Source organism: Burkholderia lata (assembly GCF_902499335.1).
GTDB classification, from domain to species: Bacteria; Pseudomonadota; Gammaproteobacteria; order Burkholderiales; family Burkholderiaceae; genus Burkholderia; species Burkholderia lata_B.
The window spans coordinates 250,194-274,872 of sequence record NZ_CABVQK010000010.1 but is presented as its reverse complement, the minus strand read 5'-3'; the positions used below and the strand labels follow the sequence as shown (position 1 = coordinate 274,872).

At 68.2% G+C, this 24,679-nt stretch carries 20 protein-coding genes and 1 tRNA gene; 9 read left to right on the top strand and 12 right to left on the bottom strand.

What is annotated here, in order from left to right; translation table 11 throughout:
• Positions 1-59 precede the first annotated feature (59 nt).
• From tolQ to BCO18175_RS25485, 7 genes are all read left to right on the top strand, one after another.
• Entirely contained in the window at positions 60-737 is a 678-nt protein-coding gene (tolQ, locus tag BCO18175_RS25515) for a protein TolQ (protein ID WP_021157170.1), read from the top strand.
• A gap of 10 nt (positions 738-747) precedes the next feature.
• Positions 748-1,197 carry a protein TolR gene (tolR, locus tag BCO18175_RS25510; protein ID WP_011351075.1) on the top strand — a complete coding sequence of 150 codons (450 nt, stop codon included), beginning with the start codon at positions 748-750 and terminating at the stop codon, positions 1,195-1,197.
• Positions 1,194-2,249 (top strand): cell envelope integrity protein TolA, encoded by a 1,056-nt coding sequence (gene tolA, locus BCO18175_RS25505; RefSeq protein ID WP_174985265.1) that lies wholly within the window; start codon positions 1,194-1,196, stop codon positions 2,247-2,249. Before tolR ends, tolA begins: the two co-directional genes overlap by 4 nt.
• A gap of 109 nt (positions 2,250-2,358) precedes the next feature.
• Positions 2,359-3,654 carry a Tol-Pal system beta propeller repeat protein TolB gene (tolB, locus tag BCO18175_RS25500; RefSeq protein ID WP_174913252.1) on the top strand — a complete coding sequence of 432 codons (1,296 nt, stop codon included), beginning with the start codon at positions 2,359-2,361 and terminating at the stop codon, positions 3,652-3,654.
• Positions 3,655-3,671: 17 nt separating this feature from the next.
• On the top strand, positions 3,672-4,184 hold the full coding sequence (gene pal, locus BCO18175_RS25495; RefSeq protein WP_011351072.1) for a peptidoglycan-associated lipoprotein Pal: 513 nt from the start codon (positions 3,672-3,674) through the stop codon (positions 4,182-4,184).
• Positions 4,185-4,203: 19 nt separating this feature from the next.
• Positions 4,204-4,953, top strand: a complete 750-nt coding sequence (gene ybgF / locus BCO18175_RS25490; RefSeq protein WP_174913255.1) for a tol-pal system protein YbgF — start codon at positions 4,204-4,206, stop codon at positions 4,951-4,953.
• Between the two features lie 108 nt (positions 4,954-5,061).
• Positions 5,062-5,138: transfer RNA gene (locus BCO18175_RS25485), tRNA-Lys, on the top strand.
• 160 nt (positions 5,139-5,298) lie between these two features.
• Here BCO18175_RS25485 and BCO18175_RS25480 read toward each other — a convergent pair.
• From BCO18175_RS25480 to BCO18175_RS25445, 8 genes are all read right to left on the bottom strand, one after another.
• The gene (locus tag BCO18175_RS25480; protein ID WP_174985263.1) at positions 5,299-6,246 is read right to left on the bottom strand and encodes a fatty acid desaturase family protein; all 948 of its coding nucleotides are present in this window, start codon (positions 6,244-6,246) and stop codon (positions 5,299-5,301) included.
• Positions 6,243-6,881, bottom strand: a complete 639-nt coding sequence (locus BCO18175_RS25475) for a phosphatase PAP2 family protein (RefSeq protein WP_254608167.1) — start codon at positions 6,879-6,881, stop codon at positions 6,243-6,245. Before BCO18175_RS25475 ends, BCO18175_RS25480 begins: the two co-directional genes overlap by 4 nt.
• Positions 6,857-8,014 carry a hypothetical protein gene (locus BCO18175_RS25470; RefSeq protein ID WP_174985261.1) on the bottom strand — a complete coding sequence of 386 codons (1,158 nt, stop codon included), beginning with the start codon at positions 8,012-8,014 and terminating at the stop codon, positions 6,857-6,859. The genes BCO18175_RS25475 and BCO18175_RS25470 overlap by 25 nt, the downstream gene beginning before the upstream one ends.
• Complete coding sequence (locus BCO18175_RS25465; protein WP_174985259.1) at positions 8,011-8,760, bottom strand: hypothetical protein; 750 nt, start codon at positions 8,758-8,760, stop codon at positions 8,011-8,013. The genes BCO18175_RS25470 and BCO18175_RS25465 overlap by 4 nt, the downstream gene beginning before the upstream one ends.
• Complete coding sequence (locus BCO18175_RS25460) at positions 8,757-9,773, bottom strand: hypothetical protein (RefSeq protein ID WP_174985257.1); 1,017 nt, start codon at positions 9,771-9,773, stop codon at positions 8,757-8,759. The genes BCO18175_RS25465 and BCO18175_RS25460 overlap by 4 nt, the downstream gene beginning before the upstream one ends.
• A 72-nt stretch (positions 9,774-9,845) precedes the next feature.
• Positions 9,846-10,910, bottom strand: coding sequence for a glycosyltransferase (locus BCO18175_RS25455; protein ID WP_174985255.1), 1,065 nt, complete (start codon positions 10,908-10,910; stop codon positions 9,846-9,848).
• Between the two features lie 139 nt (positions 10,911-11,049).
• Complete coding sequence (gene yiaA, locus BCO18175_RS25450; protein WP_174913275.1) at positions 11,050-11,493, bottom strand: inner membrane protein YiaA; 444 nt, start codon at positions 11,491-11,493, stop codon at positions 11,050-11,052.
• Between the two features lie 103 nt (positions 11,494-11,596).
• Positions 11,597-12,544, bottom strand: a complete 948-nt coding sequence (locus tag BCO18175_RS25445) for a cupin domain-containing protein (protein ID WP_174985253.1) — start codon at positions 12,542-12,544, stop codon at positions 11,597-11,599.
• A 129-nt stretch (positions 12,545-12,673) separates the two neighbouring features.
• On the opposite strand from BCO18175_RS25445, the gene BCO18175_RS25440 reads away from it, so the two are divergent.
• Together BCO18175_RS25440 and BCO18175_RS25435 are read left to right on the top strand one after the other, a co-directional pair.
• Entirely contained in the window at positions 12,674-13,003 is a 330-nt protein-coding gene (locus tag BCO18175_RS25440) for a carboxymuconolactone decarboxylase family protein (RefSeq protein WP_006484989.1), read from the top strand.
• 209 nt (positions 13,004-13,212) lie between these two features.
• Positions 13,213-14,046: a class II glutamine amidotransferase gene (locus tag BCO18175_RS25435; RefSeq protein ID WP_174985333.1), complete on the top strand. Its 834-nt coding sequence runs from the start codon at positions 13,213-13,215 to the stop codon at positions 14,044-14,046.
• Positions 14,047-14,069: 23 nt separating this feature from the next.
• Here the strand turns inward: BCO18175_RS25435 and BCO18175_RS25430 are convergent, their stop codons facing one another.
• The 4 genes from BCO18175_RS25430 to BCO18175_RS25415 form a co-directional block, all read right to left on the bottom strand.
• Complete coding sequence (locus BCO18175_RS25430; RefSeq protein WP_174985251.1) at positions 14,070-14,744, bottom strand: N-acetyltransferase; 675 nt, start codon at positions 14,742-14,744, stop codon at positions 14,070-14,072.
• Positions 14,741-16,069, bottom strand: a complete 1,329-nt coding sequence (locus tag BCO18175_RS25425) for an aminotransferase class I/II-fold pyridoxal phosphate-dependent enzyme (RefSeq protein ID WP_174985249.1) — start codon at positions 16,067-16,069, stop codon at positions 14,741-14,743. The genes BCO18175_RS25430 and BCO18175_RS25425 overlap by 4 nt, the downstream gene beginning before the upstream one ends.
• A 64-nt stretch (positions 16,070-16,133) precedes the next feature.
• The gene (locus tag BCO18175_RS25420; protein ID WP_174985247.1) at positions 16,134-17,051 is read right to left on the bottom strand and encodes a UDP-3-O-acyl N-acetylglycosamine deacetylase; all 918 of its coding nucleotides are present in this window, start codon (positions 17,049-17,051) and stop codon (positions 16,134-16,136) included.
• Positions 17,048-24,679, bottom strand: a complete 7,632-nt coding sequence (locus BCO18175_RS25415; protein WP_174985245.1) for a type I polyketide synthase — start codon at positions 24,677-24,679, stop codon at positions 17,048-17,050. Before BCO18175_RS25415 ends, BCO18175_RS25420 begins: the two co-directional genes overlap by 4 nt.

Genomic DNA, 24,679 nt, shown 5'->3' with positions numbered 1-24,679 from the left:
GCCGGCGCGCCGCGCCGCACGCATACCGGGCGCCCCGAAGGGACGTTACTCAAACCTCTATGAACACTTCTCAAGACCTGTCGATCATTTCCCTCGTCCTCAACGCGAGCGTGCTGGCCCAGGCCGTGATGGGGCTGCTGCTGCTGCTGTCGCTGATGTCGTGGACCTTCATCTTCCGCAAGTGGTTCGCGATCCGCCGCGCACGCGCGCAGACCGAACGCTTCGAGAAGGATTTCTGGTCGGGCGGCGACCTGCAGGCGCTGTACCAGAGCGCGGCCAACAACCGCCACACGATCGGCGCACTCGAGCGGATCTTCGAATCGGGCATGCGCGAATTCCTGAAGGCGAAGGAAAAGCGCATCAGCGATCCGGGCCTCGTGCTCGACGGTGCACGCCGCGCGATGCGCGCGTCGTTCCAGCGTGAAATGGACGTGCTCGAAGCGAACCTCGCGTTCCTCGCATCGGTCGGCTCGGTCAGCCCGTACATCGGTCTGTTCGGCACGGTCTGGGGGATCATGAACTCGTTCCGCGGCCTCGCGAACGTGCAGCAGGCCACGCTCGCGAACGTCGCGCCGGGCATCGCCGAGGCGCTCGTCGCCACTGCGATCGGCCTGTTCGCCGCGATTCCGGCGGTGGTCGCGTACAACCGCTACGCGCACGACATCGACCGCCTCGCGATCCGCTTCGAGACCTTCATCGAAGAGTTCTCGAACATCCTGCAGCGTCAGGCCCAGTAAGGAGCGCGCCATGGCAGGAAGTCCCATCCGATCCAGCATGCGCGGCGGCCGCTCGCGCCGTGCAATGGCCGACATCAACGTCGTGCCGTACATCGACGTGATGCTGGTGCTGCTCGTGATCTTCATGGTCACCGCACCGCTCGTCGCCCCGTCGATCATCAACCTGCCGACCGTCGGCAACGCCGCGCCGCAGGAGCAGACGCCGCCCGTCGTCGTCAACATCAAGGCCGACCGCACGATGAGCGTCAAGTACAAGGGCGACTCGGGCGCGACCCAGGAAGACACGATGACGAAGGCCGAGCTCGACAGCTTCATCGTCGCCCGGCAGGCTGACCATCCCGACCAGCCGGTCGTGATCGCGGCCGACAAGACCGTGCAGTACGATGCGGTCATGACCGTGATGTCCGATCTGAAGGCGCGCGGCGTCAAGCGCGTCGGCCTCCTCGTCAAATCGCAATGACCCGGCAGCAATCCTCGCGCAGCTCCGCCTACCCGCCTCGGCCTCCCCGCGAGCGCGGCACCTGGCGTGCATTCGCGCTCGCCGCGCTGATGCACGTGCTGCTCGCGCTGTTCCTCTATCACGGCGTGCAGTGGCAGAACAGCACGCCGGCCGGCGCCGAAGCCGAGTTGTGGACCGAGGTGCCCGATGTCCCCGCGCCGCGGCCCGTCGTGACACCCGCACCGCCCGTGAAGGTCGCGCCGCCCGCTCCCCCGGTGCGCGACGAGCAGGCCGACATCGCGCTGCAGCAGAAGAAGCGGCAGCAGGAAGCGGCCGCGCGTGAAGCGCTGCTCGAGCAGCAGCGCCGCGCGCAGCAACTGAAGGCCCAGCAGGAAGAGGAAACCCGGCGCGCGCAGCTCGCGGCGCAGCAGGCTGCCGCGCTCGCCGCGCAGAAGGCCGCGGAACGCGACAAGCAGAAGCAGGCCGACAAGCTCAAGCAACAGCAGCTCGCCGAGCAGCAGAAGCTCGAACAGCAGAAACTCCAGCAGCAAAAGCAGGCGCAGCTCGAAGCGCAGCAGGCGGCGAAGGCGAAGGCCGACGCGGCCGCGAAGGCAAAGGCGGAAGCCCAGGCCAAGGCGAAGGCCGAAGCCACGGCGCGCGCGAAGGCCAACGCGGCGGCGAACGCGAAGCTCGACCGCGAGCGCAGCGCGCGCCTCGCGCAGATGCAGGGCCAGTCCGGCGCCGGTGAAGGCGGCGGCGAGGGCCTCGCGAAAAGTGGCACCGGCACGGGCTCAGGCGGCAATGCCGCTACGCCCGGCTATGCCGACAAGGTGCGCCGCCGCGTCAAACCGAACATCGTTTGGGGCGGTGAGCGAGCAGGCCTGACCACCGTCGTCAAGATTCGGTGCACGCCGTCCGGTGACGTATTGAGCGCATCGGTTTCCCGTTCCAGCGGGAATTCGGGGTGGGATCAAGCCGTGGTCAATGCGATCCACGCATCGGTCCCGTTGCCGCCCGATTCTAACGGTCGTACCCCGTCGGACATTACGATTACCTTCAAGGCAGCGGAGTGAAAGGAAATGCGCTTACACTCCGGGCGTCGCTGTCGGACGGGAACGAATCGGGTATTTTTACTGTCTCTGCCGTTGCGCAGCGATCCAAGTCATACGGGAAGCAACAAGCATGAGTTTGATGACAAAGCTAGGTTTCAGGGCACTCGTGGCCTCGTGTCTGATTACGGCGGGCAGCGCCGCTAACGCCCAGGTCAACGTGCTGATCACCGGTGTCGGGTCGACCCAGTTCCCCATCGCCACCGCGAATTTCGCGAACGAGGCGAACCTGCCGCAGCAGGTCACGTCGATCGTCCGCGCCGACCTCGCCCGCAGTGGCAAATTCACCAACATCGACGCAGGCAGCACGCCCGTGCCGGAGTCCGCATCGGTCGATCTCGGCGCATGGAAGGCCAAGGGCGCCAATGCGTTCGTCGCCGGCAGCGTGAACCGCGAGGCGAACGGCCAGTACAAGGTCAACTTCATCCTGTACGACACCGTGAAGCAGCAAAGCCTCGGCGGCCTGTCGCTGACGGCCACCGACACCACGCTGCGCACGGCCGGCCACAAGATCGCCGACTACATCTACCAGAAGCTGCTCGGCGTGCGCGGCGTGTTCGCCACGCGCCTGTCGTACGTGATCAAGACCGGTAACCGCTACCAGCTGCAGATCTCTGATTCGGACGGCCAGAACGCGCGCATCGCGCTGTCGAGCACCGAGCCGATCATCTCGCCGTCCTGGTCGCCGAGCGGCACGAAGGTCGCGTACGTGTCGTTCGAGCGCAAGAAGCCGATCGTCTACATCCACGACCTGCCCACCGGCCGCCGCTACATCGTCTCCGACCAGAAGGGCAACAACAGCGCACCGGCATGGTCGCCGGACAGCAACACGCTCGCCGTCGCGCTGTCGCTGTCGGGCAATACGCAAATCTATACGGTCAACTCGACCGGCGGCGGCCTGCGCCGTCTCACGCAGAGCAGCTCGATCGACACCGAGCCGTTCTACTCGCCGGACGGCCGCTGGATCTACTTCACGAGCGATCGCGGCGGCGCGCCGCAGATCTACCGGATGCCCGCGCAGGGCGAAAGCGCCGGCGCGGCGCAACGCGTGACCTTCACCGGCAGCTACAACACGAGTCCGCGTATCAGCCCGGACGGCAAGCTGCTCGCTTACATCTCCCGCACGGGCGGGGGCTTCAAGCTGTACGTTCAGGATCTGCAATCGGGCGCGGCGAACGCCATCACGAATACGAATCGCGACGAATCGCCGAGCTTCGCGGCAAACGGCCAGTACCTTCTGTACGCTACCCAGTCGGGTGGTCGCAATGTTCTGGCAGCAGTGCCCTCCGACGGCAGCGCGCCGCCGCAAATCCTGTCCGTCCAGGGCGGCTCCGTTCGTGAGCCGTCGTGGGGGCCCTTCATGCAATGACCACAAGGAGAGTAACCATGATGTCGAATAAAGCTCGTCTGGCCCTGGCCGTGATGATGATCAGCGCGCTCGCAGCGTGCAAGTCGGGCGTGAAGCTCGACGACAAGGCAAACAACGCGGGTGCAGTCAGCACGCAACCGAGCGCCGACAACGTCGCTCAGGTGAACGTCGATCCGCTGAACGACCCGAACAGCCCGCTCGCGAAGCGCAGCATCTACTTCGACTTCGACAGCTATTCGGTGAAGGACGAGTACCAGCCGCTGATGCAGCAGCACGCTCAGTACCTGAAGAGCCACCCGCAGCGCCACGTGCTGATCCAGGGCAACACCGACGAACGCGGCACGAGCGAGTACAACCTCGCGCTGGGCCAGAAGCGTGCGGAAGCCGTCCGTCGTGCGATGGCACTGCTCGGCGTGAACGATTCGCAAATGGAAGCCGTGAGCCTCGGCAAGGAAAAGCCGCAGGCAGCGGGTCACGACGAAGCATCGTGGGCGCAGAACCGTCGCGCCGACCTCGTCTACCAACAGTAAGTAACGGAAGAATCGCCGTATGACGCACCGTGTATCCCTGCTGCGCGTTGCCGCAGCATTCTGCGTCGCCGGCGCGGCGTGGTCGGCCGCGCCGGCGCACGCCGGCGTGTTCGACGACAACGAAGCGCGCCGCGCCGTGCTCGATCTGCGCAGCAAGACCGACAACCTGGCGAGCCAGTTGTCCGCCGCCCAGCGTACGATCCTCGATCAATCCGGCCGTCTCGACCAGCTGAATCAGCAGGTCGCGACGCTGCGCGGCGAGAACGAGGATCTGACGAACCGGCTGACGACGCTCGAGCGGCAGCAGAAGGAGTACTACCAGGATCTCGACACGCGGCTCAAGAAGTTCGAGCCGCAGCAGGCGACGATCGATGGTGTCGAAGGCACCGTGCAGCCGGGTGAAACGGATGCGCTCAGTGCGGCGCAGCAGCAGTTCCGCAACGGCAACTTCAAGGCGGCGGCAGCTTCGTTCCGCGCGTTCATCGCGAAGTATCCGCAGAGCCCCTACCAGCCGACCGCGCAGTACTGGTACGGCAATGCGCAATACGCGCTTCGCGACTACCGCGGTTCGACTGCAACGTGGCAAGGGATCGTCAGCAAGTTCCCGCAGCACCCGCGCGCAGCCGACGCCCTCGTGGCAATCGGCACGAACCAGCTCGAACAAGGCCAGAAGGCGGCCGCGAAGAAGACGTTCGAACAGGTCGTGTCGCAGTACGGCGGGTCGAACGCTGCGCAGACCGCGCAGGGCAAGCTCGAGACGATCAAATAATTATCGCGGCGGGTTGTTGACAGCCTGACAATCCGTCGCTATAATCTTTTGCTCTTTGGGTCGTTCTCCAAGTTGTTGAAGCAACGAACCAACAGGTTTCAAGAACGTGGGGTGGTAACTCAGTTGGTTAGAGTATCTGACTTTTAATCAGAGAGTCGAGGGTTCGAGTCCCTCCCACCCTACCAACTATCTTTGATAGTGCAAATTAAAGCCTCCCAAGCGGAGGCTTTTTTGCGTCTGCCGCATCCGTGTCGATGCGCGGCATCCCGGTGATGCCTGCCACACATTCAGCCGAACCCTCCCGACTCCGCTACCGGACGGGGCACGCAACGCCCCGCCCGTGCGTCAGCGCACACTGACGTCGCGCAGCACGCCACCGTATCCCGCGTACAGATTGCCGTCAGGCAGCAACTGCCGCTGCGCGAGCTGCCGATGCACGACCGGCAGGTTATGGGACGGCATCCGCGCGAACAGGTGATGTTCGATATGGAAATGAATCGCGTGCGGGCCGAACAGGAACGTCTGCCACGAACGCCGGACGATCGTGCGCGCGTTGCGGCTCTGGTCGGCACACGCCGGCAGCCCTGCATGCTCGAAGATCGCGCGCACCTGTCCGGCGAGCGGCAGCAGCGTGACGGACGGCACGATCCACAACGTGACGTACAGCAGCGGATGTCCGGCCCATGCCAGCGCGCCGAACAGCACACCGTTACCGGCCAGCATCGACGCGATTTCCCACGCGGCATACGCGCGCGACTTCCCGACCTTCGGCAACGCATGAGCAAACTCGCCACGGGCGAGCTTCACGACACTCGTCACGTAGCCGATCCCGCACGCGTACGCGAGCAGGCGGCCGATCAGCCGCCCGCGTGTTACCGGATAGTCGTGCACGCCGAACAGCAGCGCGACCGGATCGTCCGACTGCATCGGTGCGCGATGGTGCTTCAGATGGCCTGCACGATACGTGCGCAGCGACAGCCACAACGGGCCGGCCGCGAACAGTTGGCCCAGCGCGTCGTTGACACGCCGGTTCCGCGCCAGCAACCCGTGCGCGCCTTCGTGCATCATGACCGCGAGCGCAAGCTGGCTGCGTGCGATCACGATCGCGGCCAACGCGTACGCGAGCGGATGCGCAAACGCGATCGCAGCCACGAACGCAGCGGCGATCATCAGCCAGTCGCCCGCCAGCGCCGCGCCGACACGCGACGCGCTCACGCGAAACAACGCGGGATCGGGCACGAACTGCGCAAGCTCCGCATTCGACCCGGCAGGGTGAACATGGGTATCCGTCACGCGAGCCCCCTGCGCAGTGAACGCCGCTCGACCCACAGCGCACTGACCATCGCGAGCGCCACGCCCCCCAGCACATCGGCCACCGTATGCTGCTTGAGCGTCAGCGTCGACGCGCAGATCAGCACGCCGACCGCCACCGTCACGATTCGCCGCCGGTCCGCCAGCATCCGACAGGCAAGGCAGGTCACCGCGACATGCAGGCTCGGAAAACCGTTGGCCGCGAGATCGAGCTGCCACATGCGCGCGAGACGGTGGCGCACGAACGCGTTGCCGATCTCCGCGACGTCGGGCCGCGGCACGGCTTCCGGAAACAGCAGGAAGCACACGACACCGAACACGAACGCAATCAGCACGGCCTCCTTGAACGCGGCGAACGCGGGCGGCCGCGCATACGCGGCAAGCGCAATCACGAACGGAAAGAAGCCGACATAGACGAACCACGACCACGCGATGAACGGAATCCGCGCGTCGATCGCCGTGGCAAACACGTAGCGCGGCGTGACACTGCGCTCCAGCAGAAAAAAGATCGCGAGGCCGGCTGCCATGCCGAACGTCGCGGCCAGCATCTGCCGGATATCGGGCCGCCGATCATCTCGAAACGACAGCGAATTCATCGCGATGCCGGCGCCTCGCATCGCGTCTTCGTATCGGCCACCTGCGCACGCGGACTCAGCGCGAGGAGGCGCGACGTCCATGCATCCACGCGTGAACGTGCATGCTCGCGGCCGGCGATCGTGCCTGCATGCGTGCCGGGATTGCACATCAGTTCGGCTGCGGCCTGCCCGACTTCCCGCCGGAACGCGGCCGCATCGCCGCGCCACGTGACGACGCGGTGCACGAGTTGCAGCCGCGCGGCGCGCGCGGCGTTGCTCGCCTGCTCGGGCTGATCGGACTGCACGAGCAGGATCGGGCGGCGGTACACGCGTGCGATCGACAGCGCGGCCATGCCGGGTGCCGATACGATCAGCGGTGCATGGGCGGCGCGCGTCGCCCAGTCGGCGTCGACGCCGGTCCAGCCGTCGTGCCCGGCGTAGCCCTCGCCCACACGGTGCGTGGCGAGCCCCGCGTCGCGCATGCCGGCCGACAACGCATCGGCGAGCGCGATATCGCGGAAGTGCGGGTTCAAATAAACAGCTGCGGCAGCCGGCTCCGAAGCCGGCAATTCAGCGACGATCGGCACCGGCGTCGGCAGCCGGCAATGCGTGCGCGATCGCCGGACTTCGTCGGCAGCGTCGTACGCAAAATCGTGTTCGATGCAGCATCGCGCCGAATCGATCTGCCAGTCCACGATCCGCGCGAAAGCACGCGCCAGCATGCGTGGCAGCCGCGCATCGAAATTCGCGGTCAACGCACGGCGCAGGCTACCGCCATACACGTGGACGACGCGGTGCCGCCAGCCCGGCATCGCGCCCATGAACAGCAGCGCCGGATGAAACGAGTCATTGATCACGAGATCGGCATCGCGAACGATCGCACGCAGCCGCGCGATGTCGCGCAGCATGCGCGTCGGCCTGAACACGTAGTGCGCGACAATGCGATCGGTCGCGTCGCGCAGCATGTTCTGCCGTTCGTCGAACTGCACCGCGTAGTGACGGGACAGCACGGCCGCGTCGATATCGAACGCAGCCAGGAATGCCTGCCCCGCGTCGGACGTCGTCCACACGTCGACCTGCGCGCCGGCCACACGCAGCGCGTGCACGAGCAGTTGCGCGCGCATCAGGTGGCCGCGCGCGTCAGCCGTCGCCAGATAGACGATCCGCGGCATCATGCGCGCGGACGAAGCGACTGGAACCAGCCGGCCGCAACCATCGCCAGCGCGCCCGTCACGCCGAAACCGGCTTCGATCGCACGGATCTCGTTCAGCAACGCGGCGAGATGCGTGGTCTCGGACGGCGCAACGAGACGGCGCAGCGTGTCCGAGCAGAGCCGGACATGCCGCGTCTCGTCGGCGAGCACGCGCGAGAGCAACGGATACAGCGGATGCGCGGCACCGATCGTCGCGCAGTGGCGCGCAAGCACGCGCATCGCCATCTGCTCCGCGCACAGACCCGTCGCATAGGCCGGCACGAGCACGCCTTGCGAGAAATGCGGCGCATGGCGCTGCGCGAGCCGGCGCCATCGCATGATCTTGCGACGGCTCAGCCAGTCGGGTTCGTTCGGTGCGGTCGATGGCGCGACACCCCGTACGCGCAGCGCCTCGGCAAACGCAGCCGCGTGGCGACGCTCGTCCGCGAGATGCTGTTCGATCCGCGGCGCAAGCCAGTCCGGCGGCTGTCCGGTCCAGTCCTCGTGCAACGCGCACTCGGTCGCTTCCTCGCCGATCAGGTACATGCGCAACACCCAGCGCTCGCCATGTGTGCTGCGATGAAGCTGCCGGATCGCCACACGCTTAATGCGATCGACGAGGTACGCGCGTAGCCGCGCCACGCCGCGCGGTGCGGGCGCGTCGAGACAGTCGAAGCGCGCGTCGTGCGCCGCCTGCGGCGCCGCCGGCAGTTCGCCTGCCGTAGTCATGCAGGCACACCCCGTACCGACGCGGATTTCGTCGCGGACGCCGCGGCAGCGGCTGGATCGCGACGCCATCCGAGGATCAGGCCGATGAAGCTTTCCTGCATGAACGCATGCGCGGACGCGGTCGCACCCGCGAATGCCTCCTCGCGGCCGTTCACGCGCAGATAGCCGTTGCCGTCGCGCGCGCCGAATTCGATCCGGTCGTTCTTCTTGAAGCCGCGCGCACGCATGTCCTTCACGAGCGCACTGCTGTCGAGGCCGAACAGGAACAGCTCGCGCTGCGCGACCCACACCGGAATGTGATTGCTCAGCGCATCGAAACGAATCGTCCACGTGCCGGACGCGAGTGCGCGATCGACGTCGGCATCGTGCGGCGCGTTCGACGCAAAGCTCGCGCGCGCGACCGACTTCGTCAGGCCGCCGACGCCGAGCGCGATCGTGATGTCGTCCACGGACGGCTGCTTCGGATCGGTTGCACTCACCTTCACGAAATGCCGCGCGAGCCGCGATGCCAGCGACGGATGCGCGAACAGCGCCAGCGTTTCCTCCGGCGTGAGCACGTCGCGCTCGCCCGCCCCCTCCTTCACGCGCACGCGATACGGATCGATCCGGACGTCGGTGAACGTGCCGTGCACGGGCGCATGGACGTACACGTCGCGATCCCATTTCGCGTCGTTGCGACGCAGCAGCACGTGCACGCTCAACGGCACGCGCCGGCCCTCGCCGTCGACGCCCGTACCCTGCAGCAGCACGTCGCCGAGCACATCCTTCGTGCGGCGCGTCGCATCGCTCGAGAAGACGATCGTGTGCGCATCGGTATCGATGCTCGCGTGAACGTCCGGCGCATCGAGCGCGACGCGGTTGCAGTCCGTGGCGGTCGCGCTCGCGAACGGGCAGCCGCTTTGCGACGCGAAGTGGTAGATCCCGCGCCCCGCATGATCGACCGGCGCGGCATGGGCGCCGGCGCTGGCGGCAAACAGGGCGAGGCAGGCAATACGGGTGACGAGAGAGGGCATGGTCGTTGTCGGATGGATGCGGAGTGTCGGGGTATCGGCGTGTCATGGCCGCGCACGATGCGCGGCGCCGGTTCAATGACGGTGGTAGGACAGCGCTTCAAGATCGCGCCGGGCCGACGCGCGCCCGGCGAGACCGAAACCGCGCGCGAGCGCGCCGAGCGTATCGACGGCGGACGCAGCGATCGTGACGCCGACGGCCGCGAGATAGCGGGCAGCGCCCAACTGCGGCAGTTGCTGGCGATTGAGCGCGCGCAGGCTGTAGCCGAGCCGCATGGCCATCACGCAGAACGGGCCGAGCGGGCCGCTGCGGCCGAGCCACTGCCATCCGCGTGGCAGGTACGCGTTCACGAGATACGGCGTCAGCCCGACGCTGTCCTCGCCGCGCATCCAGCGCAGCTTCAGCGATTCGCGATGCGTGTCCGGCAGCCGATGCTCGGTGTGAGCGGCAGGCGCAAACTCGACGGCCACGCCGGCTGCCTGCATCCGCAACCCCATCACCTGGCAATGCGCGCGATAGACGCCGTCGAGCGGCTCGTAGCGGAATTGCGCGAACACGTCACGCCGGAACGCGACGTTGTTCGCGTAGAAATTGCGCGTCGCGCCGTCGCGCAGCGGGCTCGGGAAATACATGAAATCGATCGACGTCAGCGCGATGCCGAGCACGTTCGGCGCATAGCTGGTGCGCCCCGCCACCGCGACGGGCGCATCGCCGGTTTCGCGCGCGAACGGTGCGAGCAGGTGCTCGAGCCAGTCGTCGGCCGGCCGGCAATCGGCATCGCCGAACACGACGATGTCACAGCGGGACGCGTCGACGCGATCGAACCCGTCGTTCTTCGCATCGTAGTAGCCGGTACTCGCGCCGATCTCGACGAAGTCGATCGGGCGGCCGGCCAGCGCGGCGATCTCCGCGCACGCATCGGCCGGCAGGCCGTCGTGCGTGATGATCCATTGCGCGAGTGCCGCGGGCGGCACGGTCTGGTTCGACAGCGTCGATACGAGGCGCTTCAGGCTGTCCACGGCCTGCACGAGGCCGGCGCCGCCGCGCAGGTTGTTCGTCTCCAGCACGAGCGCGGCCTTCGCCGCCATCGAACGGGCAGCCGCGCGGGTGAGCCGCGTGGTTTCAGTGAAATCTGGCATCCGGAATATCTCCATCGTCATGCGCGACGGCATGGATGAAACGAATGGGCGGGGAGCCCGCGGCGCACGGGCGAATGCGGGCCGCCCTCGACCGTCATTGCAAAACGGGCGGCCTGGAAGGCGCCCGCCTCGCGTGCCGTCACTCCTGGACGGACGGCGCCGAATCGGCGTCGGTATAGCGCGGCTTCGCGTTCTGCAGGTCGCGCGTGTTCTTCTGCACGGCCACCGAGCCGAACAACGCGAGCACGAACGACATCGCGTAGAAGCCCTTCTCGCTCAGTTGCAGCGTCGCATTGAAGAGGCCGACGACCAGCAGCGCGATCGACAGCAGCAGCGCGATCCAGCTGAGGCCGTAGTAGATGCCGGTGACGGGAATGCCCTCCGCGCGGTCGCGGACGCTCTTCTGCAGCGAGATCGCCGCATAGAGGCCGAACACCAGCACGGTGAAGTAATAGCCCTTCTCGTTGAGCTGCATGCCGGCGTTCCAGAGACCGATCAGGAATGCCGCGAAACCGGCGAGCAGTGCGGCCCACGATGCGGCCACGAACGCGAACGACGGCTGCTGGATGGTGGTCTGGTTCATTGCTTTGCCCTCTCTTTCTTCTTGTTCGAAATCGTTTTCGTTGAACTGCGTTTCGCGCATGGTAGCAGCTTTGGCGCGTGCCACGACAACCTGGCTTGCAGTCTTACATGCCGCGCTGCGCGCGCCGCCAGCGCCCCGGCGTCGTGCCGAGCACCGCGCGAAACGCCTTGCCGAAGGCGGCCTCGGACTGGTAACCGACCGCCTGCCCGATCTCCGCCTGCCCGCGCTGCGTGTCCTGCAGCAGCGCGCACGCATGCATCATCCGGATCTGCGCGACGAACGCGCCGACGCTCATCCCGGCCCGCTCGCGGAAATGCCGGGCATACGTCGCGCGCGACATCGCGGATGCGTCGCCGAGCGACTCGACCGTCCACGGTTTCTCCGGCGCCTGCAGCACGGCCTGGACCGATGGGCCGAGCCGCGCATCGGCCGCAAGCGCGAGCCAGCCGGACGGCACGCGCGCGCCGCGACCGTATGCGCGCAGCGCATACGCGAGCAGCGCCTGGCCGAGCGCGTTCACGATCGCGCCGGCGCCCGGTTGCCCGTTCGACGCCTCGGTACGCAGCACACTCGTCAGCAGTTGCAGCGGCGCGAACCCCGACGCCTCGCGCAACCCGACATGCAGCACGTGCGGCAGCGTGCGCATCAGCAGTTCACCCGCACCGCGCGCATAGACGAACCGTCCGCACAGCAGGTCCACGCTCGCGCTGCCCGGCTCGGCCGGATCGAGATTCGACTTGACCGGCAGCACCGCGCCGCCGCCGGTACCCTGTTCGCGCAGCGCCGCAACCGGCCGCGACCGGCCAGCCCCTGCATCGAGCAGGTCGTGCGCGCCACCCGCGGGCAGCAGCACGAAATCGCCGTCGGCGAGTTGCAGCGTGCGCCCATCCGCGGTACGCAGCCGGCACGTTCCGGCCAGCACCAGGTGAAACGCCGCCTCGCCGGACGGCAGCGGGTCGTGCGGCATCGCGAACGGCCCGTCGAGCAGGCAGCGCACGTCGAGCTCGACATGACTGCGGCCCAGCGACAGGAGTTGACTCAACGCATCCATGAGACGATCGCGCTAAAAATTGACACTCTAGCGTATCGAAACCCTCAGCGCGAACGATCAGAATAGCCCTGCATCGCCCGAGATCGCGGCGCCCGCCGCCCTCCTCACCCCTACTCGAAAGGACGCATCATGCTGAACTGGAACGAATACCGGAAGGAACTCTCGACGCGTATCGGCGACATCGCCAAGCTGTCGCCCGATACGCTGGCCGGCTACAAGGCACTGTCCGGCGCCGGCGCCAAGACGGGTCATCTCGACGCGAAGACGCGCGAACTGATCGCGCTCGCGGTCGCCGTCACGACGCGCTGCGACGGCTGTATCGCCGTGCACACCGCGGAAGCGGCCAAGCATGGCGCGACCAAGGAGGAAGTGGCGGAAGCGCTCGGCGTCGCGATCGCGCTGAATGCAGGTGCGGCGCTCGTCTATTCGGCGCGCGTGATGGACGCGCTCGGCGACTGAACCTGACGTGGCGGTCGCGGTGCCGCCGTCGGGCGGCGGCGCCGGGCCACCAGTCTGAATGGCCGCCCGGTTGCGCGTCGCGAATCCGGGCAAGCGATGTATGAAGAATGGCCAACGCTTGCCCGAACGACCGGCCGGCCGCGCACCGGCACGGATGCGCCGCGAAGTCGGCTACCATGCGCGAACGATCCATCGTGAAGGAGCGCCTCATGTGCCGCTGGCTCGCCTATACGGGTAATCCGATTCATCTCGAGACCGTACTGTTCCGCGCGAAGCATTCGCTGATCGACCAAAGCCTGCATTCGGAGCTGGGGGCGACGACCACCAACGGCGACGGCTTCGGCATCGGCTGGTATGGGCATCCTGACGAACTCCCGTTCCGCTACCGCTCCGTGCATCCCGCGTGGAACGACCGCAACCTGCGCGAGGCCGCGCGCGCGATCCGCTCGCGGATGTTCATCGCGCACATCCGCGCGGCCACCGACACACCGGTGCAGGAAACCAACTGCCACCCGTTCCGCCACGGCCGCTGGCTGTTCGCGCACAACGGGCTGATCCGCGATTTCCACAAGCTGCGCCGCGACCTGACGCTGAAGGTCGACCCGGCGCTGTTCCCGACGCTCGAAGGCTCGACCGACTCCGAACTGATGTTCCGCCTTGCCCTGACCTACGGCCTCGAGCAGACGCCGCTGCCCGCGCTCGAGCGGATGGTCGGCGTGGTCGAGGAAAGCGCCGCGCGGCACCACGTGGCCGACCCGCTCAACATGACGATCTGCGCGACCGACGGCGAACGGATCATCGCGGTGCGTTATTCGAGCGAACGGCAATCGCGTTCGCTGTTCCACAGCACGTCGTTCAAGCACCTGCACGAACTGTATCCGCACAACCCGCGCATCGCCGAAGCCGGCGACGACGCGTTCATGGTCGTGTCCGAACCGCTCGTCGACCTGCGGGGTGCGTGGGAGGAAGTGCCGGAGAGCATGGCGATCGTCGCGCAGGGCGCCGATGTGCAGCAACGGCCGTTCAGCCCGCGGCACAAATAGCGCAGCAGGCACCATACGCGCCGTCAGGCGCGGCGCGACAACCGCATCCGGATCGAATCGAGTTCGGCCGGCAGCCGGTGCGAACGGGCGCGCGGCCGCGGCAACGCGGTAAACCCGAGCCGTTCGTAAAGCGCGCGGGCCCGCACGTTGCGGGTCAGCACGTCGAGCACGACGTCGCGGCTGTCGTCCGCAGGCAATGCACCGGCGGCCAGCGCGTCGCAAAACAATGCGCTGAAGATCCCCGTGCCGCGCTGCCGCTCGTCGGTTGCGCAATGCGCGACGAGGATCTGCGAACGCTTCGGCGCCGGGAGTTCCGTTTCGAGGATCAGCCCGCGCAGCAACTGGCCGACCGTGCGGCGCACGCCGAAAAAGCGCGCGAGTGCCCATACGACATGCACGTCGTCGAACATCGTCCGCTGCCCGTCGTGAATCGCCATCACGGCAAGCACGGTGCCGTCTTCGGCAACCGCGACACGATGCCGGCGCCACGAGAAGCGCCCATGACGCGAACGGAACGCCTGCTGCAGGAAGGCGATGCAGCGCGCGTCGCTTTCGCCGAGAAAGAAGCCGAATTCGGCCACGCCGGACGCAAACACGAGCGGTGCACACGCCGCCGCGTCGCCCGCATCGGCCGCACGAAACCGCATGCGTTCACCGGCGCGTGGAGCCGCTTGCGCGAACGCGCCGGCCAGCGTCATGCGCTGCGCCCCGCGAGACGAGACAACACGGCGACCGTCCGGCTGATCTGCTCCGGCTCATGCGTCGAGCAGATGAAGAAGCGCAGGCGCGCCGCCTTTTCCTCGACGGCCGGATAGAAGATCGGCTGCACGTTGATCCCTTCGTCGAACATCGCATTGGCCCACTGCGCGGCCTTCAGCGAGCTCCCCGTGATCACCGGCACGACCGCGAACCCGGCGCTCGTGCCCGTATTCAGCCCGGCGGCACGCGCCTCGGTCAGGAACTGCCGCCCGCGCGCCTGCAGTTGCGCGACGCGCTCCGGCTCGGCCTGCAGGCGCTCGAGCGCGGCCAGCGACGCTTCGGCGAGCGTCGGCGCGAGCCCGACGCTGTACAGGAAGCCCGGCGCCAGGTGGCGCAGCATGTCGACCAGCGGCTGGCAGCCGGCGATGAAGCCGCCGCAGCCGGCCAGCGTCTTGCTCATCGTGCCCATCCACATGTCGACCTGGTCGGGCGCGACGCCGCAATGCTCGCGGATGCCCTTGCCGGTCGCGCCGAGCACGCCGAGCGAATGCGCCTCGTCGACCAGCAGGAATGCACCGTGGCGCGTCTTCACGTCGACGAAGCGCTGCAGGTCGGGGAGATCGCCGTCCATGCTGTACAGCCCTTCGATCGCGATCAGCACGTGCCGGTATTCGCGGCGCACGCGCGACAGCAGCTCGTCTAGCGCCTGCCAGTCGTTGTGCGCGAAGCTCAGCCGCTTCGCGCCGCTCAACTGCGCGCCCTGCACGATGCTGTTGTGCGCGAGCGAATCGTGGACGATCAGATCACCGGGGCCGAACAGCGCGCCGATCACGGTCACGTTCGTCGCGTGCCCGCTCACGAACGCGACACAGTCGTCGGTCTCGTAGAACGCGGCCAGCGCGCGCTCGAGGTCGCGCTGCACCGGGCGCTCGCCCGCGACCATCCGGCTCGCGGAGGCCGACGTGCCGTAGCGGTCGATCGCGGCTTTCGCGCGCGACGACACGGCCGGATCGCCGGCAAGGCCGAGGTAGTTGTAGTTCGCGAAGTTCAGGTACTCGCGGCCGCCGATCTGCGTCGTCGCACCGGCGACGCCGTCGTGCACGCGGAAAAACGGCGAGTCGACGCGCAGCTTCTCGCCCATCTCGCGCATGATCCGGACCTGCTGATACTGCGGCATCGACTCGAAGCGGCTGCGTGCCGATGCGGTCTGCGCGGCCAGCGTGCCGGGCACGCCCGGTGCCGCGGCAGCATCTGTCGCACGCTCCAGTTGCCGTTTCAGCGCTTTCGCCGCCAGTTGCTGGCGAAGATGCTCTCCCAGTGCCATTGCTTCCTTCGCTGTATCTCGAAAAGACGCTATGTTACGCCGCGCATCATGAAAAAGCGTGGTGTCACGCGTCGGAAAACTCGGCCCATTGCCACGCATCGGGTTCGGCCAGCAGTGCGTCCACCAGCCGGAAATTCATCTCGTGGCTCGGCCGCAGCGCGCTCACGCGCGCCAGCAGCGGCGCGCCGGCCAGCGCAAGATCGCCGACCAGGTCGAGTACGCGATGCCGGACGAACTCCTCCGGCAGCCGCATCCCGCCCAGCACGCGATTGCCGACGATGGACGCCGTGCACGACGGCCGCGCGCCACGCAGGATCGGCACCCCGCGCAGATAACCGGCGACGATCGCGGGTACCGCCCACTTCACCCGGCCATACGAACGCGATGGCGCAATTTCGGTCGCAAATGCGGCCGGCGTCAGCGCACCGTCCCAGTGCATGTCGCCGAAGCCGCGCAGGTCGTTGCGCACGCTCAGTTCGTAACGCGGCGCCGGTTCGATCCGCATTTCACGCCGCTGGTCGCCCTCGCCGTCCGTGACGACGACGGGCCGCAGCACGCGGATGAAGCGTTTCGGCGCATCGAGCGCGACACGGCCGCACGCGCGGATGGCGTCCACCCACGGCGCGGCGCTGCCATCGAGAATCGGCACTTCCTCGGCGTCGATCTCGACGACCGCGTGATCGATCTCGCACGCGAGCAGCGAAGCGAGCAGATGCTCGATCGTGCGAACGCCAACGCCGTCGGCATTGCGCAGCATCGTGCACAGCGGCTGCGCGCGGCGCAGCGCGGGATCGACCGGCAGCGTCGCGAGCGTGCGCCCCTGCGCGACGCGACGGAACGCGATGCCCGTCACGCCGTCTTCCGGACGCGCGGGCAGGATCCGCACGCCCACCTTGCGCCCCGTGTGCAGCCCGTGACCGTCGATCGTCAGCGGGCGTGCCAGCGTGCCCTGACGCGTTGCCCAGCCGGACGGCGCGCTCATCGCGCGACCTCCAGCGTCGGCGACGCCTGGCCCGCCACGGGCGCCGGCCGCGTGTCGAGCATCGCGCGCGCTTCGCCGTCGATCGCATGCTTCGCCGCAAGCGCGGCGACGGCCTCCTGCGCGGCGTCGATCGCAGAACCGGCGTCGGCATCGGTCGACGCATCGATCGAATCGACGATGCGTCCGGCCAGCGTCTTCACGGACGCGCCCTCGGCAATCGCCATCACCGACAGCTTGACCTCGAACGCCTCCTCGACCGCGAGGCCGAGCTCCATCCCCATCAGCGAATCCATGCCCATGTCGAGCACCGACTTGTCGAGCGCGATGCGATCCGGCGTCATGTGCAGGATCCGCGCGATCTGCCCTTGCAGCGTCCGGGCTACCAGCGCGATCGCTTCGTCACGCGGCAACGCCAGCACTTCTTCCCGCAGCTGCGTGCCACCGTCGCGCGCATCGCCACCCTTCGCATGCGATTGCAGCAGCGCATACCGGCGCGCCTTCGCGGCAGGCATCCCGCGCGCCACCGCGTGCCAGTCGAGCCGGACCACGGCTTCGCCCGCCGCGCCCGCCACCAGCGCGCGCTCGAGCGCGACCATCGCCTCGTCGGACGTGATCGATGCACCGCCGATCCGCGACTGCAACGCCTCCCGCGTATCCGCGTGGCGTGCGAGGAAGCCGACGTCCTCGAGCGGCCCCCAGGCCATGAACGTGCCCGGCAAGCCTGCCGCGCGGCGATGTTCGACGAGCGCCTCGAGGAAGCTGTTGGCCGCGACGTAGTTCGATTGCCCCGGATTGCCGAGATAGGTCGTCGCCGACGAATAGACCACGAACAGGTCGAGCGGCAACGCGCGTGTCGCTCGATGCAGGTTCCACGCGCCGGCCACCTTCGGTGCGAGCACCGCGGCCATGCGCGCATCATCGAGATTGCGCACGAGGCCGTCGTCGATCGACATCGCGGAATGCAGCACGCCCTTGAGCGGGCTGTCGCGCCGGACGATCGCGTCGATCATCGCATCGACCGCCGCTGCGTCGGTCACATCGCACGACACGACATCGACCGTGACGCCGAGCGTCGCGCGCCAGCGTTCGACTTCCTCGCGTGCGGCAGCAGCGAGTTCGCCGGAACGGCTCGCCAGCGTCAGCCGGCGTGCGCCGAGCTCGACCATCCAGCGCGCACTCGCGAAACCGAGCCCGCCCGTGCCGCCGACCACCAGGTACGTGCCATGCGGATCGAGCGCGAGCGAACCCGCGCGCGAGACGCCGCGCGTCGGAGCCGGCGTGCCGGACGGATAGGTCACGAGCACCTTGCCGATCTGGCGCGCCTGCTGCATGTAGCGGAACGCATCCTCCGCCCGTTCGGCCGGAAACGCGCGATACGGCAGCGGATGCAGCACGCCTGCCGCGAACAGCGCCATCACTTCGCCGAACAGGCGCGCAGTCAGCTCAGGCAGCGCCCCCATCAACTGGTCGGCGTCGATGCCGAAATAGCTGATGTTGTTGCGGAACGGCCGCAGCCCGATATGGCTGTTTTCGTAGAAGTCGCGCTTGCCGAGCTCGAGGAAACGGCCGAACGGCCGCAGCGTATCGATGCTGCGCACCATCGCCTCGCCGGCGAGCGAATTCAGCACGATGTCGATGCCCTGGCCACCCGTCAGCGCGCGAATCTCGTCCGCGAACGCGAGGCTGCGCGAATCGAGCACGTGGTCGGCACCGAGCAGGCGCACGAACTCGCGTTTCTCGTCGCTGCCGGCCGTCGCGAACACTTCCGCGCCGAAGTGGCGCGCGAGCTGGATCGCGGCGATCCCGACGCCGCCCGCACCACCGTGCACGAGCACGCGCTCGCCGCGACGCAGACGCGCGAGTTCGACGAGTGCGTAATACGCGGTGAAGAACGTGGTCGGCACGGTCGCCGCTTCCTCGAACGACAGGCGCTCGGGCTTCAGCGCGATCGCTTGCGCGCGCGTCCTGACGCGCGTCGCGAACGAGGCCGGTGCGAAGCCGAGCATCGCATCGCCCGGTGCGAATTCCGTCACGGCGCTGCCCACCCGGACGACGCGGCCGGACAATTCCATGCCGATCGTCGCGCCCGCGAAGCCCGTCTCGACCGCTTCATCGGACAGGAGCCCCATCGCATACATCACGTCGCGGAAATTGAGGCCCGTCGCAACCGGCTCGATCTCCACCTCGTCGGCACCCAGCGGGCTTTCCGGCAACGCAAACCATTCGAGATTGCGCAACGAGCCGGGCGCATCGAACGCGAGCACGGCCGCACGTGTGATCGCGCCATCGTTGCGGGCCGCGGCCTGCACGGCTGTCAGCATGCGCGGCACCTGGCGCCCGTGTGCGCCCAGGATGACTTCTTCCTCGACCGCCGAACCGGTCAGCTCGCGAACCAGTGCGTCGGAAATCCCGTCCGCCGCGGGATCGGCGTCGATCAGACGGCACGCGAGTTCGGGATGCTCGTTCGCCAGCACGCGACCGAGGCCCCACAGCGTGGCCTGTTCCGGGTGCGCATTCGCGGTCCCGGCGAATGGCGCGCCGCCGCGTGTGACGACGGTCAGCCGCGTGGCCGCATTCGGCTGCGCACCGAGCGTGCGAACGAGCGCCGCAAGAGCGATCACGCCGCCATGCTGCGCGGCCATCAGCCCATCCCCCGTCGCCGATTCGGCGAGCGGCGTTTCAGGCGCGCAGAACACGACATGCGCCGGCTGCCCGGTCGGCAACGACGCGATCGCATCGGCCGCGTGGGTGACGTCGACGATATCGGCCGGATAGCCCGCACGCGCCAGCGCATCGGCCAGCCGCCCGCCGAAACTGCCGGCGGCATCCGGTGCGTGCATCACGAGCCATTGCTCGCTGCGTGCCAGCGTATCGAGATCGCTCGGATCGTCGCCGCGTTGGTCGGCAACGGCGCTCGCCGGGTTGCGTGCGATGACGAACGTCGGCGTGCCGTCCAGATCGAGCGACTGCTCGACGTGCCGCACAACGTCGACGTAACCTGCGCGTTCGAGCGCCGCATCGAGATCCGCCGGTGCCAGCGGCACGGGCACATCGGCTTCCGTCGACGAACCCTGCGCGCCAAATACGATGTCGGAGAAGCGGCCGCGGCGCGACTCGGCCAGCAGCAGCAATCCACCGGGCGCCAGCCATGACCGCATCGCATTCAACGCGTCGGCTACGTCGTGACGGCCGCTCAACGCGCGGTTCGCGACGATCAGGTCGTAAGGACCGGCTTCGTCGGCCGCCAGCGACAGGCGCTCGCCTGACTGCAGCGCAACCGTGCGCACCGCCGCTTCCGCATCCGCGTCGAACCCGGCCAGCTGACCGGCCGTCGCCGCGATCGTGTGATCGCAACGCGCGGCCGCGAGATGCATGCCGAGCGTCTGCAGCACGTCGCCGTCCGTCGCGCCCAGTTCGAGCACGCGCAACCGGCGTGCCGGTTGCCATTCGTCGACGGCCTGCTCGACGCTTGCGGTCAGCAACGCGTGCACGTGCTGCCACGTCGGCGATGCGGCAAGGAGTTGCTCGACCAGGCTGTGCCCGGTCGGCGACAGCAAGCGTGCGCCGTCCTTCGCGCCGTTCAGCACGTCCGGCAACGCCGCGCCGCAATGCGCGAGCAGCGTCAGCTCGGCCACGTGCCCCGGCGATTCGGCCAGCAGCCCGCGCCACAGCTCGTCGAGCGGCGGCAACGCCGCACACGCCGCGTCGTCGCGAACGAGCAGCGCGCCGTCGCGATGAGCGAGACCATCCTCGACCAGCATGTCGGCAAGACGCGCGGCCAGCGCCGCGTGCCCGGCCGCCGGCTGCCACGTGCCGGCGAATGTGCCGAGCGCATCGAACGCGCGGAGCGCGTAGAGGCTCGCCAGCACGTCGAGCAGCGGCAGGATTTCGGTCAGATGCTGCGTCCGGCGGCCGTCGTGCCCGGTTGCATCGAGCCGCGCGACGGCCTGTGCGAGCAGCGCATCGGGGGCCGGCAAACCGGCTGCATCGACGTCGCCCGGCAGCGGCACCTCTTCAAGGCGGTAGACGAAGCGCGCGGGCAGGTTCTGCCGGCGGCCGACGAGATCGACGCGCCGGAACCGGCATGCGCCGAGCCGCGCGACGATCGCGCCGTGCGCGTCAAGGAATTCGAAATGCGCGACGATCGAATGCGGGCTGTGCCGGTCAATCCGCACGAGCACGCGCTCGACCGTGTCGCCGCGCAGATAGTCGACGCGACCGATCTGCACCGGCACGTAAGCCGGATGCTCGCCTTCGCGCGCGTAGGCTGCAAGCAAGGCGAACAGCGGATGAAACCCGCTGTCCATCAGCGCCGGATGCAGCAGATAGGCGGACAACGCCCGCGCGTCGCCGCATGCGGCCGGCGCGGCGACGTCGGCCAGCGCAGCACCGTCGCCGGCGGCGACCCGCACGCTGCGGACCCAGCGGAACGCCGGCCCGTAGCCGAGGCCGATCGCTGCCGTGTTTGCGTACAGCGAGTCGCCGTCAGCTGCGGGCAGCGCAAGCAGACGATCGAGCGCGTCCGGCGGCACGATGCTCGCATCGCCGAGCGCGTTGCCACTTTCCAGCATCCGCCCCGTCACGTTCAGCGTCCATGCGCCGTCGGACATCCGGTCGCGCGTCTCGATCGTGAAGGTCGCGGTACGCGGCTCGATCACGAGCCGGAACAGTTTCGCCTGCTGCGGCTGGAATACCACCGGCGTGCGGATCTCGACGTTTTCGAGCGCCGCATCCGGCGTATCGAAGAAGGCGCGTGCCGCGGCGAGCGCCATTTCCACGTATCCAGCCCCCGGGAACGCCACGCCGCCGTCGACGACGTGATCGGCCAGCATCGGCAGCTTCGCCGGATCGAGCTGGTTTTCCCATGCGAATGCGTGCTCGTGCAGGCGATAGCCGAGCAGCGGATGCTCGCGGCGGCGATTGACGAGGCCGTAGCCTTCGACGGTTGGCGTCAGCCAGAAGCGGTCGCGCTGCCAAGGATAGGACGGCAATGCAGCGCGCGATTCGCCCGGCGCGAAACGGTCGGGATCGACGCTCGCGCCATGCGCGATCGCCGCGAGAATCGCGTGCCGCAGCGTCGCCGCGCTGCCGTGGTCGCGCTTGAGCGTCGGCAGCACCACGCCGGTCGCGCCGGCGGCCGCGAATGCCTGCTTCACGTACGTGCGCAGGATCGAATGCGGCGAGACCTCGACGAACAGCCGGACGCCCTGCTCGATCAGATGCGCGATACCGTCGCCGAAGCGCACCGGCTCGCGAATGTTGCGCCACCAGTAGCGGGCATCGAGTTCGGTGCCGGCAAGCGCGCCGCCGGTCACGGTCGACACGAACGCACCGTTGCCCGACTGCGGCCGCAGGCTCGCCAGTTCGGCCAGCACGACCGGCTCGATGCGGTCCATGTGGCTGCTGTGGAATGCGTAGTCGAGATCCAGCATCTGGAAGAACTTGCCGCTGCCGCGCAGCGCGGCCTCCAGTGCCTGCAAGCCCTGCAGCTCGCCCGCGAGCGTCACCGCATCGGGGCTGTTGATGCCGGCGATCTCGACGCGCCGCGCCAGCCCGTGGCGCGCGATCAGTTCGCGCGCCGCCGCGTCGCCGATGCCGACGGCCGCCATCCGGCCGCTGCCGCGCGTCATCGCCTGCGCACGGCTGCGGATCTTGATCACGCGAACCGCGTCGGCGAGCGACAGCGCGCCCGTCACCCACGCCGCGGCAATCTCGCCGACGCTATGACCGATGGCCGCGTCGTAACGCATTCCGCGCGCGTCGATCACGCGGATCATGCCGACCTGGATCGCGAACAGCAGCGGCTGCGCGTTCTCCGTCGCGGCGAGCCATTCCGCGCCCGCGCCGGCCAGCCATTCCGCGCTCGGGCCGCCACGCATCACGTCGACGAGCGACGGGCTGCCGTCGGCGCACCACAGCGCGTCGACTTCGTCGAGCGCCGCGCGGAACACGACGTTCTCCGCATAGAGTTCGTTGCCCATCCCGACCCACTGGCAGCCGTTGCCAGAGAAGACGAGCGCGGTGCGCGCCGCGTCGGCAGGCGCCTGGCCGGTTGCCACGCTGGCCGGCAGGCCTTCCTGCGACGGCTGGGCCAGTGCCGCAAGCGCCGCACGGCCTTCGGTCGCATCGGCCGGCGCGACGATCGCGCGATGTTCGAGCCATTGACGGCGACGTGCGGCCGCGGCGGCAAGCGCCTGCCAGTCGCCGCCGTTGTCGAGCGCCGCCAGATAGCGGCCCGCGAGCGCGCCGAGCGCATTCGCGCTGCGCGCGGTCAGGACGAGCGGAGGCAGCTGCGCGTGAGTCGGCTCGGGTGCGGCCGCCAACGCCTCGTTTGCAGCCGGCGCCTCGGTCAGCACGACGTGTGCGTTCGTTCCGCCGAAGCCGAACGAATTGACACCGACCGTCAGCGGCGCGTCGCCCGCGTCGAGCGGCATGTAGCGATCGACGACGCGCAGACGCCCGCCGTCGAAATCGATCCCGGGATTGGGCGTGACGAAGTGCAGCGAGCGCGGTACCGCCCGATGCTTCAGGCACAGCACGGCCTTCAGCAGCCCGGCCATGCCGGATGCCGTCTCGAGATGGCCGATGTTGGTCTTGACCGAACCGATGAGCAGCGGCCGATCCGCCGGGCGCTCGCCCGACACGACGTCGATCAGCGCACGCGCCTCGATCGGATCGCCGACCGCCGTGCCGGTACCATGCGCCTCGAGATACGCCAGCGACTGCGGATCGATGCCGGCGCGCGCGTACACGCTGCGCAGCAGCGACGCCTGGGCGGCCGCGCCCGGCACGCTGATGCCGCCCGGCGAATGGCCGACAGAGTTCACGCCGGAGCCGGCGATCACCGCATGGATCGTGTCGCCGTCGGCGAGCGCGCGATCGAGCGGCTTGAGCAGCACGAACGCGCCGCCTTCCGAGCGGACATAACCGTCGCCGGTCGCATCGAACGCGCGGCAACGGCCGCGCGGCGACAGCATCGACGCCTTGGAGAAGCTGACGAAACCGAACGGGTGCAGCAGCAGGTTGACGCCGCCTGCGAGCGCCACGTCGGCTTCGCCGGACTGCAGCGCCTTGACGGCCTGGTGAAGCGCGACGAGCGACGACGAGCAGGCCGTGTCGACCGACATGCTCGGGCCGCGCAGGTCGAACAGGTAGGACACGCGGTTCGACGCGATGCTCAGGGTGTTGCCGGTTGCCGAATACGGATCGATCACGTTCAGATCGTCCATGTTGCGGTTGCCGTAATCCATGCTGGCGGCACCGACGAAGACGCCGCAGTTACTGCCGCGTATGTCGGCCGGGCGCACGCCCGCATCCTCGAATGCTTCCCATGCGAGTTCGAGCAGCAGGCGCTGCTGCGGGTCCATCTGGGCCGCTTCGCGCGGGGAAATGCCGAAGAACGCCGCGTCGAAGCCGGCGACGTTGTCGAGGACGCCGGCCGAGAACGTATAGCTCTTGCCCGGTTCGCGCTTGGACGGGTGCTGGTAGAAATCGGTGCCGAAGCGGTCGGCGGGGATTTCGGTCACTGCGTCGCGTTCGTCGCGCAGCAGTTGCCAGAAGTCGCCGAGATTATTCGCGCTTCCGGGAAACCGACAAGCCATCCCAATTATTGCAATCTTACTGTTCAT

Bases quoted from the DNA above. Each gene is read 5' to 3' on its own strand.
- tolQ (WP_021157170.1), top strand. From the start codon at position 60: ATGAACACTTCTCAAGACCTGTCGATCATTTCCCTCGTCCTCAACGCG.
- tolR (WP_011351075.1), top strand. From the start codon at position 748: ATGGCAGGAAGTCCCATCCGATCCAGCATGCGCGGCGGCCGCTCGCGC.
- tolA (WP_174985265.1), top strand. From the start codon at position 1,194: ATGACCCGGCAGCAATCCTCGCGCAGCTCCGCCTACCCGCCTCGGCCT.
- tolB (WP_174913252.1), top strand. From the start codon at position 2,359: ATGAGTTTGATGACAAAGCTAGGTTTCAGGGCACTCGTGGCCTCGTGT.
- pal (WP_011351072.1), top strand. From the start codon at position 3,672: ATGATGTCGAATAAAGCTCGTCTGGCCCTGGCCGTGATGATGATCAGC.
- ybgF (WP_174913255.1), top strand. From the start codon at position 4,204: ATGACGCACCGTGTATCCCTGCTGCGCGTTGCCGCAGCATTCTGCGTC.
- BCO18175_RS25475 (WP_254608167.1), bottom strand. From the start codon at position 6,881: ATGCGAGGCGCCGGCATCGCGATGAATTCGCTGTCGTTTCGAGATGAT.
- BCO18175_RS25470 (WP_174985261.1), bottom strand. From the start codon at position 8,014: ATGATGCCGCGGATCGTCTATCTGGCGACGGCTGACGCGCGCGGCCAC.
- BCO18175_RS25465 (WP_174985259.1), bottom strand. From the start codon at position 8,760: ATGACTACGGCAGGCGAACTGCCGGCGGCGCCGCAGGCGGCGCACGAC.
- BCO18175_RS25460 (WP_174985257.1), bottom strand. From the start codon at position 9,773: ATGCCCTCTCTCGTCACCCGTATTGCCTGCCTCGCCCTGTTTGCCGCC.
- BCO18175_RS25455 (WP_174985255.1), bottom strand. From the start codon at position 10,910: ATGCCAGATTTCACTGAAACCACGCGGCTCACCCGCGCGGCTGCCCGT.
- yiaA (WP_174913275.1), bottom strand. From the start codon at position 11,493: ATGAACCAGACCACCATCCAGCAGCCGTCGTTCGCGTTCGTGGCCGCA.
- BCO18175_RS25445 (WP_174985253.1), bottom strand. From the start codon at position 12,544: ATGGATGCGTTGAGTCAACTCCTGTCGCTGGGCCGCAGTCATGTCGAG.
- BCO18175_RS25440 (WP_006484989.1), top strand. From the start codon at position 12,674: ATGCTGAACTGGAACGAATACCGGAAGGAACTCTCGACGCGTATCGGC.
- BCO18175_RS25435 (WP_174985333.1), top strand. From the start codon at position 13,213: ATGTGCCGCTGGCTCGCCTATACGGGTAATCCGATTCATCTCGAGACC.
- BCO18175_RS25430 (WP_174985251.1), bottom strand. From the start codon at position 14,744: ATGACGCTGGCCGGCGCGTTCGCGCAAGCGGCTCCACGCGCCGGTGAA.
- BCO18175_RS25425 (WP_174985249.1), bottom strand. From the start codon at position 16,069: ATGGCACTGGGAGAGCATCTTCGCCAGCAACTGGCGGCGAAAGCGCTG.
- BCO18175_RS25420 (WP_174985247.1), bottom strand. From the start codon at position 17,051: ATGAGCGCGCCGTCCGGCTGGGCAACGCGTCAGGGCACGCTGGCACGC.
- BCO18175_RS25415 (WP_174985245.1), bottom strand. From the start codon at position 24,679: ATGAACAGTAAGATTGCAATAATTGGGATGGCTTGTCGGTTTCCCGGA.